We start from the raw sequence: 18,977 nt of genomic DNA, 5'->3' as shown, positions 1-18,977 counted from the left end.
GCCGGCCATGAAACACCGCATTCACCCAACGTCCCGCCGCACCGGGCAGCGTGGCATGTCGCTGATCCTGGTCCTGCTGCTCCTGGTCATCCTGACACTTGCCGGGCTGGCCGCCAGCACCATGAGCCTGAACTCCGAGCGCCTGGCCCGTAACACCCGGGACGAGAGCGTGGCCCTCCAGGCGGCGGAATCCGCACTGCGCGATGCACGCACGGACATCACCACGTACCGCAAGCTGAACGGCCTGACGGGCTCGTCGCCGACCTGCGACATCGAGGGATACAAGGGCTACTGCCAGTACGCCACGTCCGGCCAGCAGGTCTGGGAACTCTACATCGAGGACCCCAAGCGATCGGTGGAACTGGGCGAGATGACTGGCCTGACGGCCACCCAGAAGATGGCCACGGTGGATACCGCCGGCGCCAACGGCGTATCGAAGCAGCCGCGCTACCTGATCGAGCCGCTCAAGGAGCCAAACGACATCGAGTTCGGCGCCAACAAGTATGTGTACCGCATCACGGCGATTGGCTACGGCGTGAACCCTGGCACCAAGGTGATGGTGCAGGAAGTCGTCCGCTTCTGACGACGACCCTTTGACGACTCGGCACTGTCTTGCGCAAACCCTTACTGTCAGGCGCACCATGACCTATCCCCTCTCTTCCCGACGCTTCGTGAGCCGCGTGCAGGCTGCCCTGCTGGCGATGTCGAGCATGCTTGCCATCGCCACGGCCTCGGCTGCCGGCCCCCAGCTCACCCTGGCCCAGCGGCCGCTCTTCGCCGGTGGCAATGTGCCGCCGATGGTCATGATCGACCTGACCAAGGATCACACGCTGCACCAGAAGGCGTACAACGACTATACGGATCTGGACGGCGACGGCAAGCTCGATACGACGTACACCAACAGCATCGAGTACGCCGGCTACTTCGATTCGGCAAAGTGTTACACGTACGACAAGACGACGATCAAGGGGTTCGTACCAAAGGCCCTTGTGGACAAGGACACGAAGTACTGCGATGGATCGACCTGGAGCGGCAACTTCCTGAACTGGGCCACCATGAGCCGCATCGACGAGGTTCGCAAGATCCTCTACGGTGGCATGCGCTCGACGGATACCACGACCACCACGGTGCTGGAACGTGCTTTCCTGCCGATGGACGCGCACGCCTGGGCCAAGTTCTACAACGGCGCCGACGTCGCGAAACTTGTGCCGGTGTCCGTGGAAGTAGCCTCGGCCATCGGCACGCTAACGTCGAACACCAAAATGGCGCTGGCCGCAGCCGCGGCATCGAATATCGCGCTCAATGACGTGAGCAAGGTGCAGATCGGCGACCAACTGCGGTTCGAGCCGACCTCTGGCGCCACGGCTGGCAGTTCGATGACAGGCTGGGTGATGCAGGTCAACTCCGGCTCGGTCAACATGGCGTTCTATGCCGATGGCGTGTCGAACCCGGGCAACACCAGCACACAGTTCTCGTCGTGGAAGGTCACCAATCTGACGCGCGGCGGCCTGACCTTGTGCAACGTCACGCCGAAGGACTCCAGCAACCTTAACTCGCAGACCAATCAGCAGGCGCCGCAGATCCGCGTGGTAGCAGGCAACTACGCCACGTGGGGCGCCTCCGAGAAATGGCAGTGCAATTGGTATACCGAAGCCCACAATACGCAAGGGTCTTTCCTGCCCAAGATCAATGGCACCACGGTGTCGGGTTCGTCGAACGGCAACCGCGCCGCGCTCTCGGGCATCAACTCGTCGGCCGAAAATCCTCTGCAATCGGCACGGGGGCTGGGCATGGGCCAGGACGTCGGCGTCTACAACGCGCGCGTGCAGGTGTGCGTCAACGGCCTGATTGGATCGGAGAAGTGTGACCCGAATAACAACAAGCCGATCGGGCTTTTGCAGAAGTACGGCGGCCCCGGCCAAATGCTGTTCGGCCTGATGACCGGCAGCTATGACAAGAATATTTCTGGGGGCGTCCTGCGGCGCAACGTGACCAACTTCGCGTCGGAATTCAATCCCGACACCGGCGTATTTACCTACTCGGCCGCTACTAATCCGGTGAAAGGCATCGTCTGGAACATCGACAAGCTACGCCCATACGGCTACAGCTACAGCGACGGCACCTATCTGAGCGCGGACCAGTGCAACTACCAGCAGACTGGTATCCAGCCGAGCGGGGGCACCAATGCCCAGAACAAGCCGGCCTCGGAAGGCAACTGTTCCACATGGGGCAATCCAATCTCGGAGATTTTCGTCGAAACACTACGCTACTTCGGTGGCAAGACGGCAACCAGCGCATTCCAGCCGGCCAGCAATGGTAAGGACGCCACACTGGGTCTGACACAGCCAGCCTGGGCCAACCCGATGGATCTGCCGAAGACGAATGCGAGCCGCGCACCGTACTGCACGCCGCTGAACGCGCTGGTTTTCAATTCAAGCGTGTCATCGTACGATGACGATCAGCTCAGCGGCATGAGCGCCCTGAACGGCGCGCCCGATATCAGCACCTATACGAACAAGGTAGGAGTTGGCGAGAACATAGCCGGCGGCTCCTGGTTTGCGGGCGGTATCAGCGGCAAGACGATCGACAACCTGTGCTCGGCCAAATCGGTCGGCAATCTCAGCGACGTACTGGGCATCTGCCCGGAAGGCCCGTCGCAAAAAGGTACGTTCCAGATCGCAGGCGCGGCATTGTTTGCCAAACAGAACCGCCTGCGTTCGGACGCCGACGCGGCCACGCTAGGCGTACCAGTGCAGGACACCACGTCGCTCAAGATGAACACCTACGCGGTGCAGCTCGCCACGAACACGCCCAAAATTAGCGTCAACGTGAACGGCAAGACCGTGACGATCATGCCGTCATACCAACTGCATCCTCAGTCGCCCAACGGCGTGACGGCCGCAGCCAGCACCGGTACGCTGGTGGACTTCAAGGTCATCTCGCAGACCGCCACCAGCGGCAAGTTCTACGTGAACTGGGAAGATTCGATTGCCGGCGGCGACTATGACCAGGACGTCTGGGGCATCCTAAGCTACAACGTCAGCGGCGACACCATCACGGTGTCCACACGCGTGGTGTCGGGCTCGTCGGCTAACGGCCAGGGCTTCGGCTACTCGATCTCCGGCACCTCGCAGGATGGCCCGCACTTCCACTCCGGGATCTACGACTTCCAGTACAGCGATCCCACCAATATCAAGGTGACCCCCTCCAGCGCGCCGATCAATACGACTGGCGGTTGCAACAAGTGTAATTTTGGCGATCCGGAGACTAGCGTCGTCTACACGGCCAACGGCAAGGCCGGCTCGCAATTCCAGGACCCATTGCTGTACGCCGCCAAGTGGGGCGGTTTCAACGATCAGAACGGTAGCGGCACCCCCGACCAGACGTCCGAATGGGACGTGACCCTGTCGAACGGCAGTAAAGGTTCGGACGGCGTGCCCGACAATTACTTCTACGCGACCAACCCCGTCGCGCTGGCCGCAGCACTGGAAAACGCCTTCCTGTCGATTCTGAAGACCTCATCGGCGGCAGCGGTGGCGGCAAGTACCACATCGCTGAAAACCGATTCCAGCATTTTCCAGGCCCGCTTCAATGGCTCCGACTGGTCGGGTCAGGTGTTGGCCTATCGCCTGGACAAGAACGGCAACATCGCCTCCCAGGAAAAGTGGGATGCGGGCGCCAAGCTCAAGGGCGTCAACCAGGACAGCCGTGCAATTCTGACCTACAACACCGCCGACACCAACAGCGCCGGCATTCCGTTCCGTTGGGATAGCTTGCCCACGGCATACCAGACCGCGCTGAACGGCACCGACAAGCTGGGCACCAAGCGGCTGCTCTGGCTACGCGGCGATCAGAGCAATGAACAGACGATGTTCCGCGCCCGCTCTACCGCGTTGGGCGATATCGTCAATTCCAGTCCGCAGTACGTGGGAACGCCCGCCGCCGGGTATGGCGATGCCACCTATGTAGCTTTCGTCGCCGCGCAGAGCAAGCGCAAGCCGATGATCTATGTCGGCGCCAATGACGGCATGCTGCACGCATTCTCGGCCGACATGAGCGACGACCCCGCTAGCGACGGCGGCAAGGAGCTGTTCGCATACGTGCCGTCGGCGCTATACGGCAAGCTGGCCGACCTGACGGCTCCCAAGTATGCGCACAGCTACTACGTAGACAGCACTCCGACAATCACCGATGCCTACGTCAACAGCGCATGGAAAACCGTGCTGGTTGGCGGGCTGGGCGGCGGCGGGAAGGGCATCTATGCTCTTGATGTGACCAACCCGACGGCGATCAACGAGTCCACCGCGGCGTCCACCGCACTCTGGGAATTTACCAGCGCCGATGACGCAGACCTCGGCTACACCTATGGCCGACCGAAGATCGTGCGGCTGGGCAACGGCAAATGGGCTGCGGTCTTCGGCAACGGCCTGAACAGTACTGCGGCACGCGGCTCGATTTTCGTAATTTTCCTGGACCGCCCGGCCGGCAGCAAGACTTGGCGCCTCGGCACGGACTACCTCAAGCTGACGGTCAACGACGCCACCGACGCCCAGAAGAAGTCCAACGGCATCATGCAGGTGTACGTGACCGATACCGATGGCGACTACGTGGCCGACGCCATCTACGCAGGCGACCTGCTCGGCAACGTCTGGAAGTTCGATGTCAGCGGCAAGACCGCGGCGGCCTACCAGGACACCCGGCAACTGCTGTTCAAAGCCACCGACGCCGGCGGCAATGCCCAGCCGATCACAACGTCGTTTGGTGGGGTGCGTAATCGCTGGGGCGGCTACATCATGATGTTCGGCACGGGCCGGTACGTGGATGTTGGTGACCCCGCAAACATGGGCACGCAGTCGGTCTACGGCATCTGGGACAAAAACAGCAGTGGGCAGCTCACGATCACGCGTTCCCAGCTGGTGCAGCAGTCCATCACGATGGAAGCCCAGTACAAGGGCGGAGACTGGTACAGGGTGCTGAGCAAGAACCCGGTGAACTACAGCGGCGGCGCCATGGGGTGGTATCTGAACCTCGTTTCGCCCGGCGCGGACCCGCAAGGCGAGCGCGTGGTCTATGATCCGCAGATTACCGGCACGCGATTGCTGTTCTCCACGCTCGTACCCTCCAGCGATTTGTGCGAATACGGCGGCACCGGCTGGGAAATGCTCATCGACGGCCTGACCGGCGGTCAAACGGTCGCGATGTTCGACGCCAATGGCGATGGCAAGTTCGACGGATCGGATGCCGTGGGCGGCGGCGGTAACACGGCTGGACAGGTTGTGAACGGCAAGAAGTCGAACAACGGCATCCTGACCAATTCCACGGTCATCGGCAACAATTCGTACACCAGCGGGAGCGGATCAAACGGCAGCACCGGCGGCGGTATCAGCAGGAACACCATCAACACCGGCTATCCGACCGGCCGCGTGTCATGGCGGCAGATCCAGCGTTGATGCCTGGGCAGGATGAGGATGACAGGAGAACTGCGATGATGAAATTTGAGAAGACCAGGGGCGGGCGCCACGCCGGCGCCCGGGGCTTCACGCTGATAGAGCTGATGATCACGGTGATGATCGTCGGCATTCTGGCGGCGGTCGCCATCCCGCAATACCAGCAGTTCGTGACCAAGTCGCGGCGCGCCGAGGCCAAGGCTGGCCTGGCCCGCGTGCAGGGGGCGCTGGAACGGTACTTCACGGTCAACAACACCTACACCGTCGATCCGTCGGCGCTCAAACTGACGAAGTGCGATGACGCCAAGACGCCGTCTGGCGACACCTGCGAATCCACCAACTACATCATCACCATCGCGCCATCCGGCGGCTCCATCGCCACCGGTTTCCAACTGACCGCCACGCCAGTGGCCAATCGCCAGGACCCCGTGTGCGGCAACTTCACGGTCGACAACCTGAACGTCAAGACGTCGACGGGCACGGGCGCAGCCGGCACCTGCTGGTAGCGGACTGGCAGCAAGGCGCGGGGCGGCGTCGGAGGTTTCGGAGAGCCGCTCGGACACACATTGACGCAACTCCGTCACATCCGGACACGTTTTAACCCCCTTCCTGCCGCTATCGTGGCCATCCGTTCCCGACGAACCGATGCGCCATGCCTTCCTCGGCTTCCTGTTTTCCGTTTCGACTGATCCACCGCCCCCCTGCGGCCCTTGGCGTTTCGCGCCATCGGGCCCGGGGCGACGTTCTTGTCGAATCACTGGTCTGCCTGGCCATCGTTGGCCTGGGCGCGGTACCGCTGGCCACGCTGGGCAGTGCCTGGTTGCGATGGGGTGGCCACCACGAGCGGCTCGGCGCCACGCTGCGGCTGGCGGCCGAACAGGCCGAAGCGCGCGACGAAGGTTGGCGGCTGGTCAGCGGCGATACGCGCCGTGCCGCGCTGTGCGGGGCCACCTCCGCCGGGGCTGGCTGCCTGCACGGCGACCGCATCGCACTGGCCACCTTGCCGCCTGATGCGCTGACGCGCCCGCATGACCGGGCAAGGTCCGTGACGCACATTGCCCTGTGGGTGCGGCCATGACGTGCCGCCGCCTGACGCATGGGAACGCACGAGGCTTCACGCTCGCCAGCCTGATGGTAGGCATTTCCCTGGGCCTGATCGCCACCTTTGCCGCGCTGGCCACCTTCCAGGTCATGCGCACCGCGTACGCCACCGTGGTTGACGGCGTGTTGATCGAGGAACGGGGGCAGCGCGCGCTGTTCATCCTGGCCCACTCGATTCGGCAGGCGGGATGGATTCCCGCGCATGTCGCGCTCGCGCCGGCGCATCCGGCGCCGGTTCCGCCCATCGAAGGACGCGACGACTGCGCGCAGCCATCGCTCCACACGCAAACGCAGACACCATCGCGGAAGCAGGCCCCGATGCAGTGCGCGCGGGGCGGTGTGAACGGCAGCGATGCGCTGCTTGTGCGCGTATCCGGCAGCGGCCTGGCCGCCGACCCCACCTTGCCTGACGGCACCATGAGCGACTGCGGCGGCTACGCACTGCCGGCCCGCGCCATCGTCCAGGCCAGCGGGGCGGCGCTGCCCCATCACGCATCGACCAACCTGTTTTACGTTGGCATGGGCGGTGACGGCGTGCCACAGCTGCTGTGTCGCTATCCGACGCGCCAGGGCAGCCGCCTGCTGGCGGGCGCCCACACGGCCGGCACGCTGGTGCGTGGGGTGGAGATGTTGCAACTGCGCTACGGCATGGACTTCGACGGCGACGGACGGATCGACCGATTCGTGCCGGCGCGTGAATTGCCGGCACAGGGCGCCGCCGGCTGGCATCGCGTGCACGCAGTGCAGGTCGCCCTGGTCGTACGCGGCGAGCGTCCCACGCTCGCGCCGGGCACCACGCAACGGCTCACGCTGTTTCCGGGCGACGGCGCCAGCCACGCCGACGACCAGGTCTTCATGCCGGCCAGACATCCGCGCCTGAGGCGCCGGGTGTTTGCCACCACGGTTCGCCTTCGCAACCCGTCACCGTGCCAGGGGATCATATGCTGAGCCGCCGCAGGCCAACAGGTGCCGCGCTACTCGCGTTCGTCGCCACGCTGATGCTGCTGATGGGTGGCATCTGCGCCGCCGCCACACACCTTCTGCTGGCAGGCCGGCAACTGGCAAGCCAGCCGCTCGACCGCGAGATCGCCTTCCGCGCCGCCGAAGCGGCATTGCATGATGCCGAAGCCGACCTGATCGCCGCCATCGCCTCGGGCAGCGCACGTCTGGCCAGCTGGCCCGCGCCGGGCACCTGCGCGGATGGCGCGCAGCGTGGGATCTGCATGGCCGACGGGGATCACCGCGTGTGGCAGGCATGGCTGGACGGCGACGTGAGCGGTGCGGCCGCCAGCATCGGTGTGGCACTGGGCACGTTCACGGGCGCGCAACTGCCGGTACTGCCGGCAGCCGTGATCGGCGCCACGACATTGCCCCGCTACCTGATAGAGATCCGCGACGACCCGCCGGCGGCCGGCATGTGGCCACGCATGCGCATCGTTGCGCTGGGGATGGGACGGGACGCGGAAGTCCGCGTGCTGCTGCAGACGGAGTTTCAGCCATGACCATCGCCTATCATGTCGTTCGACGGCTTCTCGCCCTGGTCCTGGCGGCATGCTCGATCCCCGCAAGCTTCGCAACGCCCGGTCAGCTTCCGCTGGGATATCGCGCCGCCAGCGGCAGCTATCCCTGGACAGGCCGGCTGCATGCCCTGGCGTTCCGGACGGCGGCACTTTCTGCCTCCCCCGTACAGATGCCCTGGGAAGCCGGCGATCAGCTCGATCGCCAGGCATTGCTCGCGCGGCGGCTTTACCTGGGCGGCAGCCAGATCGTTCCGTTGCGCTGGCCGGCCATCGATGACGATGCCAAATCCGTACTCGACGGCGTCACACCCGAGGGCGCGGGCCAGGCAAGGCTGGCATGGCTGCAAGGCGACCTGCGGAACGCTGCCCTGCGGCGGCGCGATACCCGCCTGGGCAGTGCTGCGGGCGCGCGCGTGCATGTCGTGGCGCCGCCGGCCTGGTTGCCGATGCAGCCGGGCCACACGGATTTCCGTCAACGCCATGCCAGGCGGCCGACCATGGTCTGGCTGGGCACCCGTGACGGCCTGCTGCATGGCTTCGACGCCGTAACCGGGCAGGAACGGGTCGGCTACCTGCCGCGCGCGGCCCTCGCAGGCGCCGCCCTGCTGACCCAACCCGCCGGGACGGTGCCCTCGGCGCCATGTCCGCGCCCAGCCAGCATCGACGCCGACCCATCGGGCATATGGCGCACGCTGCTGCTGTGCGGAATGCCGGCGCGCCAGACGTCGTCGTTTGTCCAACCCGGCGCGGTATTCGTGCTCGATGTCTCGGCGCCCGACGCGCCAACGCGGATCCACCTGCTGTGGGAAGTGCAAGCCAATGACATGCTGCGTCTGTCGGGCAGCGGCCCCATCGGCGCGGCCATGTGGATGGCGCGCGGCGAGCGGCGCTGGGCGGCGGCGGCCATCGTTTCCCCCGACGCCGGCACGCATGCGCGCGCGGCGCTGGCGCTGCTGCCGCTCGACCGGCCCGCGCAGAACTGGTCGGCATCCGCAGACGTCCCACGCATCCCCTTGCCCGATGCGGGCTGCGCGGCGACCACCGCATCGATCCCCTTGCTGGCCGTGGCCATCCGCAGCACGGCCAGCGGCATGGCGCACGCGGCGTATGCCACCGATGCGGCCGGCAGGCTCTGGCGCTTCGACCTTGGCCACTTGTCCACAGGTGCCCCGGCGCCATCGGCCACCTGCATGCATCGGCAACGAGGCATCGCCGGTGACAACACCGACGCCCCGGTGGTCGTGCAGACGGGCACAACGCCGCTCATCGTCTACGGCACCGGCAACGAGGTATCCGCGATACCAGATGCCCCCGGCGGCTCGCAGGCTCCGGCCAGCATCGCGGCAATGGCAAAGGGCGATGGCGTCGTCCTTCGGTCGGCACAACCCGACGCCGCTTCGGCAAACGGCTGGACGCTGACCCTGCCCCGCCCCGGCGAACGCGTGGACACGCTCTACAGCGCCAGCCCGGTCCACATTGGATTTACCACCGTGGACGAGGCGGGAACGCGGCGCAGCTATCTTGTCGATGCCGCCCGCGGCGAGTCGGTAACCACTCTGGACGGCGACGGCAAGCCGGTCCACGCGGTGACCGGCCTGCCATGGGCCGGCGGCATGCCGGCACCCATCGGAATCACGTCGACACTCGCCACCGGCCAGCCGACCACCCCTGCTACCGCCACGCGGGACACATTCGGACTCGATCTCTGGCAGGTGGACGGCGACACGGCGGCGCTGTTGCAGCAGGCACGCTGGCACAGGCGGCGAGGACGCCTGGGCTGGCGGGAACTGGTGAGGTCGCCGCAATGATGCCAAATCGACCCGATCGCGCGCCCCCGACCGCCGGCTTCAGCCTGGCTGAACTGCTGGTCGTGGTGGTCATCGTCACCATACTGACGATGCTGGCCGTGCCGGCCTGGCAGCGTCAGGCCGAGCGCGGCTGGCGCATGCAGGCACGTGCGGAACTGGTCTCGGCCATGCTCGCGCTGCAGCGCCATGCATTGGTGAACCTGACGTTCGCCAGCGCAACCGATGACGCGACACCCGCCGGCAACTGGCCAAAAGCCGTCCCACCGCCGCCGGCGCGGACCCGTCACTGGCTTACCGCCACCAGCTGCGACGGCATCTCGCTGTCACGCTGCGTGGAAGTGCGCGCCGTCCCGGCACGGCCCGACCCGCTTTGCGGCACCCTGGTGCTGCGCAGCAGCGGGGAGTGGCTCTTTCTGCCCACGCCAGACGGTGGCGCAAAGCGGTTGCCCCCGGAGTGCTGAACATCATGCCGAGGCGAAAGCGGTGGCAGCAGCGTGGCGTGACGCTGACCGAACTGCTGGTATCGCTGGCCGTATCGGCTGTGCTTGCGGTGGCCGCATGGCCCACCATCGGCACGCTTGTCGCCGAACAGAGCGCCAGCCACGCCGCAGACCGCCTGGCGGCGTCGCTGGCGCTTGCACGCACCACGGCGTCGGCACGGCGGGCCGACGTGCGGCTGGCGCCAATCCACGGCGCAGACACGCTCGATCGCGGCTGGCAGTTGACGGCCCTGGGAGACACCGCTGGCGAGCAAACCCCGCCGTTCTCGGTGGTGGCATTGCATGAGCGCTGCCTGCGCATCACGCTGCGCGCCACGGCCGGCACCGCAGCCACCCAAAGCCTGCGCTTGACACCTGTGGGATACTCACGGTCGGAGCGTGGCGGCTTTCTGGCCGCCACATTTCTGGTGCGTTGCCACCAGGCGCAACGCCAAGTACGGCTTGGCGCCCAGGGACGCATCCGGATCTGCCGGCCCGGCGCCGATGCCGATTGCGACTGACCATGCCGCGGGCGCCAGGGCACCGGTCCGACGACCCTGATTTCCCAGATTTTCGATTGACCGGACATACCACTTCAGGCCCGACTCGCCACACCATGTTTTCCGATTCCGACCACACCGCCATGGCGCAGGCCCTGGCACTCGCCGCACGGGGCATGTACACCACCACGCCAAATCCTCGCGTCGGTTGTGTCCTGATGAAGGACGGACAGGTCATCGGACAGGGCTATACGCAGCCGGCCGGCCAGGATCATGCCGAAATCCAGGCCATGAAGGACGCGATTGCGCGCGGTCATGACCCGGCGGGTGCCACCGCCTATGTCACGCTGGAACCGTGCAGCCACTTTGGCCGCACGCCGCCGTGTGCCGACGCGCTGGTACGCGCGCGCATCGCCCGCGTGGTGGCCGCCATGGAAGACCCGAACCCGAGCGTGTCGGGCCGCGGCCTGCAGCGGCTGCGCGATGCGGGCATCGACGTGCGCTGCGGGCTGCTCGAAAAGGAAGCACGCGACCTCAATATCGGCTTTGTCTCGCGCATGACGCGCGGGCTGCCGTGGGTGCGCGTCAAGGTGGCGGCCTCGCTCGATGGCGGCACGGCCTTGCACGACGGCACCAGCCAATGGATCACGAGCCTGGCCGCGCGTGACGACGGCCATGCCTGGCGCGCCCGCGCCTGCGCCATCCTGACCGGTATCGGCACCGTGCGGGACGACAACCCCGCGCTGACCGTGCGGGCCGTGGACACGCCGCGCCAGCCACAACGCGTACTGGTCGACTCGCGGCTCGAAGTGCCGCTCGACGCGCAGATCCTGCATCGCGACACGGGCGATTTCGCCAAACCGGTTCTGGTGTTCTGCGCCGTCGAGGACAGGGCCCGCCAGCGCGCGCTGGAAGACCGGGGCGTCGAAGTCGTGGTGCTGCCCAACCGGCACGGCAAGGTGGAACTGCGCCGCATGCTCGAGGCGCTGGGCCAGCGCGGCATCAACGAACTGCATGTGGAAGCCGGCTACAAGCTCAACGGATCGCTGATCCGCGAAGGCTGTGCCGACGAACTGCTGGTCTACATGGCGCCCCGGCTGCTGGGGGACGCGCAGGGCATGTTCAACCTGCCGCCATTGACCCGACTGGAAGACGCCGCGCAATTCCGCTGGCACGAGGTGCGGCAGATCGGCGACGACCTGCGCCTGATCGCCCGCCGCGCCGACAGCAAGGACTGACAACCGTATTCATCGTATTCAGACAGAGGCAAGCATGTTTACTGGCATTGTGGCGGCCGTGGGCCGCATCGAAACCGTTTCGCCGCTGGGCGATGCCGATGCGGGCGTGCGCCTGCGCGTGGCCGCCGGCGGCCTGGACCTCTCCGATGTGGGCATCGGTGACAGTATCGCCATCCAGGGCGCCTGCATGACCGTGGTGACGCTGGAAGCGGGCCACTTCGACGTGGATGTCTCGCGCGAATCGCTCGACAAGACCGTCGGGCTGGACCAGCCGGGCCGCGTCAATCTCGAAAAGGCACTGCGCCTGGCCGACCGCCTGGGTGGCCATCTGGTGTCCGGTCATGTCGATGGGCTGGGCGAAGTGGTCCGTTTCGCCCCGGTGGGCGAGTCGCACGAACTGCGCATCCGTGCCCCGCGCGAGCTGGGCCGCTACCTGGCTTACAAGGGGTCGGTGGTGGTGAATGGCGTATCGCTGACCGTCAACACCGTCAGCGACGAAGCCGACGGCTGCGTGTTCTCGATCAACCTGATTCCGCATACCGTGGAAGTGACCACGCTCAACGAGCTGGCTGCGGGCAAGCGCGTGAACCTGGAGATCGACCTGATCGCGCGGTACGTGGAACGGATGCTGTCGGCGTCCGACGGCGTGGCCAGGCCGGCGCTCTGACCTGACCGGCGCGCGTCGCCGCCAGCACGGCATGACGGGCCGCTCCCGGCTCACTGCATAAGTCCCCTCCTCGACGGAGTTTTCCTGGTGTTGATCGAAAGTCCGATCGACAAACGCAGCGTCAGGCGTCGGGCGCCATAAACCTGGGTGCGCCAGCGGTATCGAGCGTGCCATCTTCCCGCTCGACGAACAGGCCCCGCGCCACGTTGTGCGGATGGCGGGCGGCCTCGGCGATGCTGAGCACCGGCGCATAGCACACGTCCGTCCCCCCCAGCAGGCTGTCCCAGTGGGCACGCGGCTGGCTCAGGAACAGCGCCGTGAAGCGCGCTTTCAGGGACGGCCACGCGGTGCGGTCATACTGGCTGGCGGGATCGACGTCGTCTAGCCCCAGCTTCGTCAGCAGCAGCGCATAGAACTGCGGCTCCAGCGCGCCAATCGTGATGAAACCGCCATCGGCGCAGGCATAGACGTCGTAAAACGGCGACTGGTGGAACGGGCTTGGCACGTCTCCGTCCAGCTGGCCGTTGTTCCGGACCCAGAGCGCGATGCTGCCGAGCATGCCAACCATGTCGACGATGGCACCATCCACCACGCGGCCCTGCCCCGTGGCGCGCGCATCGAGCATGGCGCAGACCATGCCGAAGGCCAGGCCCAGTGCACCGCCGGCATCGCCCAGCACCGTGGGCGGGGTGATCGGCGCCTGTCCGGCCCGGGCGGACAGCGACAGCATGCCGGTGAGCGCCACATAGTTCAGGTCATGGCCCGCGGTCTGCGCCAGCGGCCCGGTCTGGCCCCAGCCGGTCATCCGCCCATAGACCAGCGCGGGATTGCGGGCGGCGCAGTCGGCCGGGCCCAGCCCCAGCCGCTCCATGACGCCGGGCCGGTTCCCTTCGATCAGCCCATCGGCCGTGGCCACCAGGCGCAGGGCCTCGGCCAGGTCGGCCGGCTGCTTGAGGTCCAGCGGCACGATCGTCTTGCCGCGCCGCAGCGGGCTGGGCTTGCTGCCGCCCAGCCGGTCGGCCACGGCCGTACGCTGGCGCCTGGCAATGACCGTGACCTCGGCGCCCATGTCGGCCAGCATCCGGCCGGCCAGCGGCCCGGGACCGAGGCCCTCGAACTCGACAATACGGATGCCCTGCAGAGGTGGATGCATCTGATATCTCTCCGTGGTCTGGCCGGCTGTCCCGGTGGCAGCGGCGTATGGCAACGCAACCGTTCCGATATGCCGCCGCATTCACATTCCCGCAACCCGGGCGAACCCGGGCCCGGTCGGCGGCCGCCCGGTCCGCGCCCGAACCCGGGGCATCGTCGAACGGCATGGCGTACAATAGCGGCCTTGATTTCGCCGGTCTCGCGACATCCGCGCCGGCCCTGCCCGCCTGATTGCCTGTCCGATTGCTCGCATCCCGCGCCCGCCCTCATTGAACGCCGTTCCAAGCCATGACTATCGCCCGTACTGAAGACATCATTGCCGACATCCGCGCCGGCCGCATGGTCATCCTCGTCGACGAGGAAGATCGCGAGAACGAGGGCGATCTGGTGCTGGCGGCCGACTTCGTGACGCCCGAAGCCATCAATTTCATGGCCAAGTATGGCCGGGGCCTGATCTGCCTGACGCTGACGGCCGAACGCTGCCGCCAGCTGGAGCTGTATCCGATGGTGTCGCGCAACGGCACCGTGCATGGCACCAACTTCACGGTGTCGATCGAGGCCGCCGAGGGCGTAACCACGGGCATCTCGGCCGCCGACCGCTCGCGCACCGTGCAGGCCGCCGTGGCCCGCGACGCCAAGGCTTCCGACCTGGTGCAGCCGGGCCATATCTTCCCGCTGACGGCCCAGCCCGGCGGCGTGCTGATCCGCGCCGGCCACACCGAAGCCGGCTGCGACCTGGGCGCGCTGGCCGGCCTGACCCCGGCGGCGGTGATCTGCGAGATCATGAAGGACGACGGCACGATGGCCCGCCTGCCCGACCTGATCGAATTCGCACGCGAGCACGACCTGAAGATCGGCACGATCGCCGACCTGATCCACTACCGCAGCCGCACCGAGAGCATCATCGAACGCACGGGCGAGCGCGACATGCAGACGCCGTGGGGCAAGTTCCACAGCGTGATGTACCGCGACAAGCCGTCGGGCCGCGCCCATTTGGCGCTGGTCAAGGGCCAGCCGCGTCCGGATACCGCCACGCTGGTGCGCGTGCATGAACCACTGTCGGTGCTGGACCTGCTGGAAGCCGGCCGCACCACGCACTCGTGGAGCCTGCCGGCCGCCCTGGAAGTGCTGCACGGCGCCGAACAGGGCGTGATGGTGCTGCTGAACTGCGGCGACGCGCCGGAGCAGATTTTCGAACAGTTTGCCGCGCTGGACGCCCCGCAGGACCGCCCCCGCCGCAAGCCCGACCTGCGCACCTACGGCGTGGGCGCCCAGATCCTGCGCGATATCGGCGTGGGCAAGATGCGCGTGCTGGGATCGCCGCGCAAGATGCCGAGCATGACCGGCTACGATCTGGAAATCGTCGGCTGCCAGCCCATGGACGGCGAGCCGAACTGCGATTGATGCGATGGGAACGGGATTGAACCAGGCACCCGCCTGCGGTACGGAATCACACGGCGCCGGCATTCCTGCCGGTGCCTGACCGAATGAATGGAGAACTGACAATGGATCACGGCTTCTACGAGAGCAACCTGGACGGTGAAGGCCTGCGCATCGGTATTGTGCAAGCCCGTTTCAACGAACCCGTATGCGACGAGCTGCGCGAAGCCTGCACGGCAGAACTGGAAAAGCTCGGCGTCGAGGGCGAAGACACGCTGCTCGTGACCGTGCCCGGCGCACTGGAAGTGCCGCTGGCCCTGCAGAAAATGGCCGAAAGCGGCCAGTTCGACGCACTGATCGCGCTGGGCGCCGTGGTGCGCGGTGAGACCTACCATTTCGAGCTGGTCTCGAACGAATCGGGTGCCGGCATCACGCGCGTGGGCCTGGACTTCAACGTGCCCATCGCCAACGGCATCCTGACGGTCGACACCGATGCGCAGGCCCATGCCCGCACCCGCGAAAAGGGCCGTGACTGCGCCCGCACCGCAGTGGAAATGGCCAACCTGGTCGTCGCGCTGGATTCCCTGCGCGAGAACGACGGCCGCGATGAAGATGACGAGGAAGATGATGAGTAATGCCCCCGACAACGGCGACGCGCAAGACGCCGCCGGCAAGCCGGCCGGCGCCAAGGCGCGCACCGAACCCAAGGCCCCGCCCAAGAGCGCGCGCCGGCGGTCCCGGGAACTGGCCCTGCAAGGCCTGTATCAGTGGCTGCTGAATCGCAACGATATCGGTGCAATTCAGGCCCACCTGCACGACGCGCAAGGCTTCAACAAGGCCGATCGCGAACATTTCGACGCGCTGCTGGGCGGTGCCGTGCGCGAGGAAGCGCGCCTGACCGCCGCGTTCGAGCCGTTCCTGGACCGTACCGTCGACGAACTGTCGCCCGTGGAGCGCGCCGCGCTGCTGGTGGGCAGCTACGAGCTGGTGCATTGCCTGGACATTCCGTACAAGGTCGTCATTAACGAAGCCGTGGAACTGACCAAGACCTTCGGCGGCGTGGAAGGCTACAAGTACGTGAACGGCGTGCTCGACAAGCTGGCCGCCCAGGTGCGCGCACCCGAGGTCGCCGCGCGCCGCTGACCCGCATCCACTGACTGGATGTTGCAATCCGGCGTCCGGCATCCCATGATGCCAGTCACCGGCATGACACCCGCTCCGGCGGGTGTTTTTGTTTCCACCCGTGCTTTTGTCCCCATCGCCATGGACTACCAGCGTATCGCCACCGCTTCCCGACTAGCCAACATCGAGGCCTTCCATGTGATGGAACTGGCCAAGCAGGCCGCCGAACTCGAACGTGCCGGCCGGCACATCATCCACATGGGTATTGGCGAGCCCGATTTCACCGCCGCGGCGCCGGTCATCCACGCGGCCGAAGCCGCGATGCGACGCGGCGTGACGCAGTACACCGGCGCCCTGGGCATCCACGCCCTGCGCGAAGCCATTGCCGGTTACTACAAGACCGCCTATGGGCTGGACATTCCCGAGCGGCGCGTGATCGTCACGGCCGGTGCCTCCGGCGCGCTGCTGCTGGCCTGCGCGGTGCTGGTGGAAATCGGTGCCGAAGTGCTGATGCCGGACCCGAGCTACCCGTGCAACCGCCATTTCGTGGCGGCGTTCGACGGGCAGGCGAAAATGATCCCGAGCGGCCCGGCGGAGCGATTCCAGCTGACGGCCGCCCAGGTGGCGGCCCACTGGGGCGAAAAGACGCGCGGCGTGCTGCTGGCGTCGCCATCGAACCCGACCGGCACGTCGATCCTGCCGGACGAACTCAAGGCGATCCTGGCCGAAGTACGCGAGCGCCGGGGCTTTGCCATCCTCGACGAGATCTACCAGGGGCTGTCATACGATGCCCCGCCCGTCTCGGCGCTGGCGCTCGACGACAACGTGATCACCGTCAACAGCTTCTCGAAGTACTTCAACATGACCGGCTGGCGGCTGGGCTGGCTGGTGGTGCCCGATGCGCTGGTGCCGGCGTTCGAAAAGGTGGCGCAGAACCTGTTCATCTGCGCGTCGGCCGTGGCCCAGCATGCGGCCGTAGCCTGCTTCTCGCCGGAGGCACTGGCGATCTACGACGAGCGCAAGGCCGAGTTCCATCGCCGCCGCGACGCGATCCTGCCCGCGCTGGAAGCGTTGGGGCTGCGCGTACCGGTCAAGCCCGACGGCGCGTTCTATGTGTATGCCGACTGCCGCCACGTGAACCACCCGGCCGCCGGCAACGCCGACAAGCTGACCCAGGCGATCCTGCACGATGCCGGCGTGGTCATGGTGCCCGGCACGGATTTCGGCCCGCACACGGCAAACGACTACATCCGCATCTCGTATGCAACGTCGATGGCCAATATCGAAGAGGCCATGGATCGTATGCATCACTTCCTGCGCTAGGCCCCACGGGCCGACCCGGGCGGCGGCACGGCAGCCCGAAGCGGAAAACGAAAACGAAAAGGCACCCCGAGGGGTGCCTTTCTTCTTGCCGGTCGAACCCGTCCCGAAGGTCAGGCCGCCTGCGCGGTATTGCCGGAGGCTTCCAGCTTTTCGCCGTTCTGGTGATGCTCGGCCTGCGTCTTGGCGTCGCCAGCCTTGTCCGCGGCCGGCAGGCCCAGCAGGGCACGCAGCCGTCCACGCTCGGCCAGCACCTTGGCGCCATAGCCGCCGTCCGTGTTGGTCGTGGCGCCCACGTAGTACTTCAGGCCGCCCTCGATCGAACCGGCGCGGGCGATGCAGTCCTTCAGCACCAGCGCACCGATCTTGATGTTGGCGTACGGATTCAGGGCGGCAGTCACGCCGCCCACGGCTTCGTACTTGTCCTGGTGGACCTTGGTCATCACCTGCATCAGGCCCTGCGCCCCGACGCCGCTTTCGGCGTACGGATTGAAGCTGGACTCGATGGCGATCACGCCCAGGATCAGCAGCGGATCGATTCCGACCTCGCGGCCGGTCATGTAGGCAGCCTTGACCAGCTGGGCGGTAGCCTGGCTCGCGACGCGGTACTTGCGTGCGATGTACTCCGCCACGGCGGCCTGCTCGCGCGCCGATCCCAGCGCGCTCGTGTTGCGCGCCTCCAGCGCCACGCGCTGCACCGGAATCTGGGCAGCCAGGTGCGCCACCGACGGAACCTTGCCCGCGGGGGTCTGGCTCCATTCGTCGACGCCCGACACGGTCGGCAGGCCCTTGGCCTTGGACGTCGCGGTAGCCAGCAGCCGTGCTGCGGCCGCGTCGGCCGATATCGCCGGCACCGACGCGCTGGCCACGGCGTGTACCGTGTTGGCCGCTTCGGCGTTGGCCACGGCGGCGTCCACCAGCACGGCGGGCGCTTCATTGCCCGCCAGTGCCCCGGCAAGCGACGTCCGCCATTGCTGGCTGACGGTGAGGGTGACCGCTGCGGCCACCGACAGCACCCCGAGACTGTTCAGGGTGTACTTCAAGGTTGTGCGGCCGCCGCGCAGCAACGCGCGACCTGCCACCGGATGGGCCAGTCGCACTTGCAGTGCGCGGCTCACACCGGGTACCGGCTGTCTGAGGCGGACCTGCAATGCCCGCCCGATGCCGGGAAGATGAAGGGTTTTCCAACCGCTCATGCTTACCTCCATCCGTCGCCCGCTGCGCGCGCCCGACAACTGCGCGT

The 18,977-nt window shown here is 66.6% G+C and carries 17 protein-coding genes; 15 read left to right on the top strand and 2 right to left on the bottom strand.

Annotated elements, in window-relative coordinates; all coding sequences use genetic code 11:
* The first annotated feature begins 55 nt into the window (after positions 1–55).
* The 11 genes from AC24R4_RS20870 (at position 56) to AC24R4_RS20820 (ending at position 12,760) form a co-directional block, all read left to right on the top strand.
* Complete coding sequence (locus AC24R4_RS20870) at positions 56–583, top strand: pilus assembly PilX family protein (RefSeq protein WP_487523560.1); 528 nt, start codon at positions 56–58, stop codon at positions 581–583.
* Between the two features lie 58 nt (positions 584–641).
* Complete coding sequence (locus tag AC24R4_RS20865; RefSeq protein ID WP_487523559.1) at positions 642–5,450, top strand: pilus assembly protein; 4,809 nt, start codon at positions 642–644, stop codon at positions 5,448–5,450.
* A gap of 35 nt (positions 5,451–5,485) precedes the next feature.
* Positions 5,486–5,953: a type IV pilin protein gene (locus AC24R4_RS20860; RefSeq protein ID WP_283780999.1), complete on the top strand. Its 468-nt coding sequence runs from the start codon at positions 5,486–5,488 to the stop codon at positions 5,951–5,953.
* A gap of 146 nt (positions 5,954–6,099) precedes the next feature.
* The gene (locus tag AC24R4_RS20855) at positions 6,100–6,525 is read left to right on the top strand and encodes a hypothetical protein (protein ID WP_487523558.1); all 426 of its coding nucleotides are present in this window, start codon (positions 6,100–6,102) and stop codon (positions 6,523–6,525) included.
* A complete protein-coding gene (locus AC24R4_RS20850; protein WP_487523557.1) occupies positions 6,522–7,496 on the top strand; it encodes a PilW family protein in 975 nt (324 codons plus the stop codon). The genes AC24R4_RS20855 and AC24R4_RS20850 overlap by 4 nt, the downstream gene beginning before the upstream one ends.
* A complete protein-coding gene (locus tag AC24R4_RS20845) occupies positions 7,490–8,050 on the top strand; it encodes a pilus assembly PilX family protein (RefSeq protein ID WP_487523556.1) in 561 nt (186 codons plus the stop codon). Before AC24R4_RS20850 ends, AC24R4_RS20845 begins: the two co-directional genes overlap by 7 nt.
* Positions 8,047–9,876: a pilus assembly protein gene (locus tag AC24R4_RS20840; RefSeq protein WP_487523555.1), complete on the top strand. Its 1,830-nt coding sequence runs from the start codon at positions 8,047–8,049 to the stop codon at positions 9,874–9,876. Before AC24R4_RS20845 ends, AC24R4_RS20840 begins: the two co-directional genes overlap by 4 nt.
* On the top strand, positions 9,873–10,337 hold the full coding sequence (locus AC24R4_RS20835) for a type IV pilin protein (RefSeq protein ID WP_487523554.1): 465 nt from the start codon (positions 9,873–9,875) through the stop codon (positions 10,335–10,337). Before AC24R4_RS20840 ends, AC24R4_RS20835 begins: the two co-directional genes overlap by 4 nt.
* 5 nt (positions 10,338–10,342) lie before the next feature.
* The gene (locus AC24R4_RS20830; protein WP_487523553.1) at positions 10,343–10,876 is read left to right on the top strand and encodes a GspH/FimT family protein; all 534 of its coding nucleotides are present in this window, start codon (positions 10,343–10,345) and stop codon (positions 10,874–10,876) included.
* Between the two features lie 95 nt (positions 10,877–10,971).
* A complete protein-coding gene (ribD, locus tag AC24R4_RS20825) occupies positions 10,972–12,093 on the top strand; it encodes a bifunctional diaminohydroxyphosphoribosylaminopyrimidine deaminase/5-amino-6-(5-phosphoribosylamino)uracil reductase RibD (protein ID WP_400396466.1) in 1,122 nt (373 codons plus the stop codon).
* Positions 12,094–12,127: 34 nt separating this feature from the next.
* Positions 12,128–12,760 (top strand): riboflavin synthase, encoded by a 633-nt coding sequence (locus AC24R4_RS20820; RefSeq protein ID WP_400396463.1) that lies wholly within the window; start codon positions 12,128–12,130, stop codon positions 12,758–12,760.
* Between the two features lie 121 nt (positions 12,761–12,881).
* On the opposite strand, the gene AC24R4_RS20815 is transcribed toward AC24R4_RS20820, so the two are convergent.
* Complete coding sequence (locus AC24R4_RS20815) at positions 12,882–13,913, bottom strand: CaiB/BaiF CoA transferase family protein (protein ID WP_487523552.1); 1,032 nt, start codon at positions 13,911–13,913, stop codon at positions 12,882–12,884.
* A 287-nt stretch (positions 13,914–14,200) separates the two neighbouring features.
* Here AC24R4_RS20815 and ribBA point away from each other — a divergent pair, with 287 nt between their 5' ends.
* From ribBA to AC24R4_RS20795, 4 genes are all read left to right on the top strand, one after another.
* On the top strand, positions 14,201–15,316 hold the full coding sequence (gene ribBA / locus AC24R4_RS20810) for a bifunctional 3,4-dihydroxy-2-butanone-4-phosphate synthase/GTP cyclohydrolase II (protein ID WP_029051080.1): 1,116 nt from the start codon (positions 14,201–14,203) through the stop codon (positions 15,314–15,316).
* Between the two features lie 101 nt (positions 15,317–15,417).
* Positions 15,418–15,927 (top strand): 6,7-dimethyl-8-ribityllumazine synthase, encoded by a 510-nt coding sequence (gene ribH, locus AC24R4_RS20805; RefSeq protein WP_029051081.1) that lies wholly within the window; start codon positions 15,418–15,420, stop codon positions 15,925–15,927.
* Positions 15,920–16,435, top strand: a complete 516-nt coding sequence (gene nusB, locus AC24R4_RS20800; RefSeq protein ID WP_029051082.1) for a transcription antitermination factor NusB — start codon at positions 15,920–15,922, stop codon at positions 16,433–16,435. Before ribH ends, nusB begins: the two co-directional genes overlap by 8 nt.
* A 120-nt stretch (positions 16,436–16,555) precedes the next feature.
* Positions 16,556–17,737 (top strand): pyridoxal phosphate-dependent aminotransferase, encoded by a 1,182-nt coding sequence (locus tag AC24R4_RS20795; protein ID WP_400393340.1) that lies wholly within the window; start codon positions 16,556–16,558, stop codon positions 17,735–17,737.
* 110 nt (positions 17,738–17,847) lie between these two features.
* Here the strand turns inward: AC24R4_RS20795 and AC24R4_RS20790 are convergent, their stop codons facing one another.
* The gene (locus AC24R4_RS20790; RefSeq protein ID WP_400393342.1) at positions 17,848–18,930 is read right to left on the bottom strand and encodes a lytic transglycosylase domain-containing protein; all 1,083 of its coding nucleotides are present in this window, start codon (positions 18,928–18,930) and stop codon (positions 17,848–17,850) included.
* Between the last annotated feature and the right edge of the window lie 47 nt (positions 18,931–18,977).

Source organism: Cupriavidus sp. CER-90, from assembly GCF_057652055.1.
Note: the sequence above shows the minus strand (reverse complement) of the source record. Positions and strands in the feature narration are given on the sequence as shown.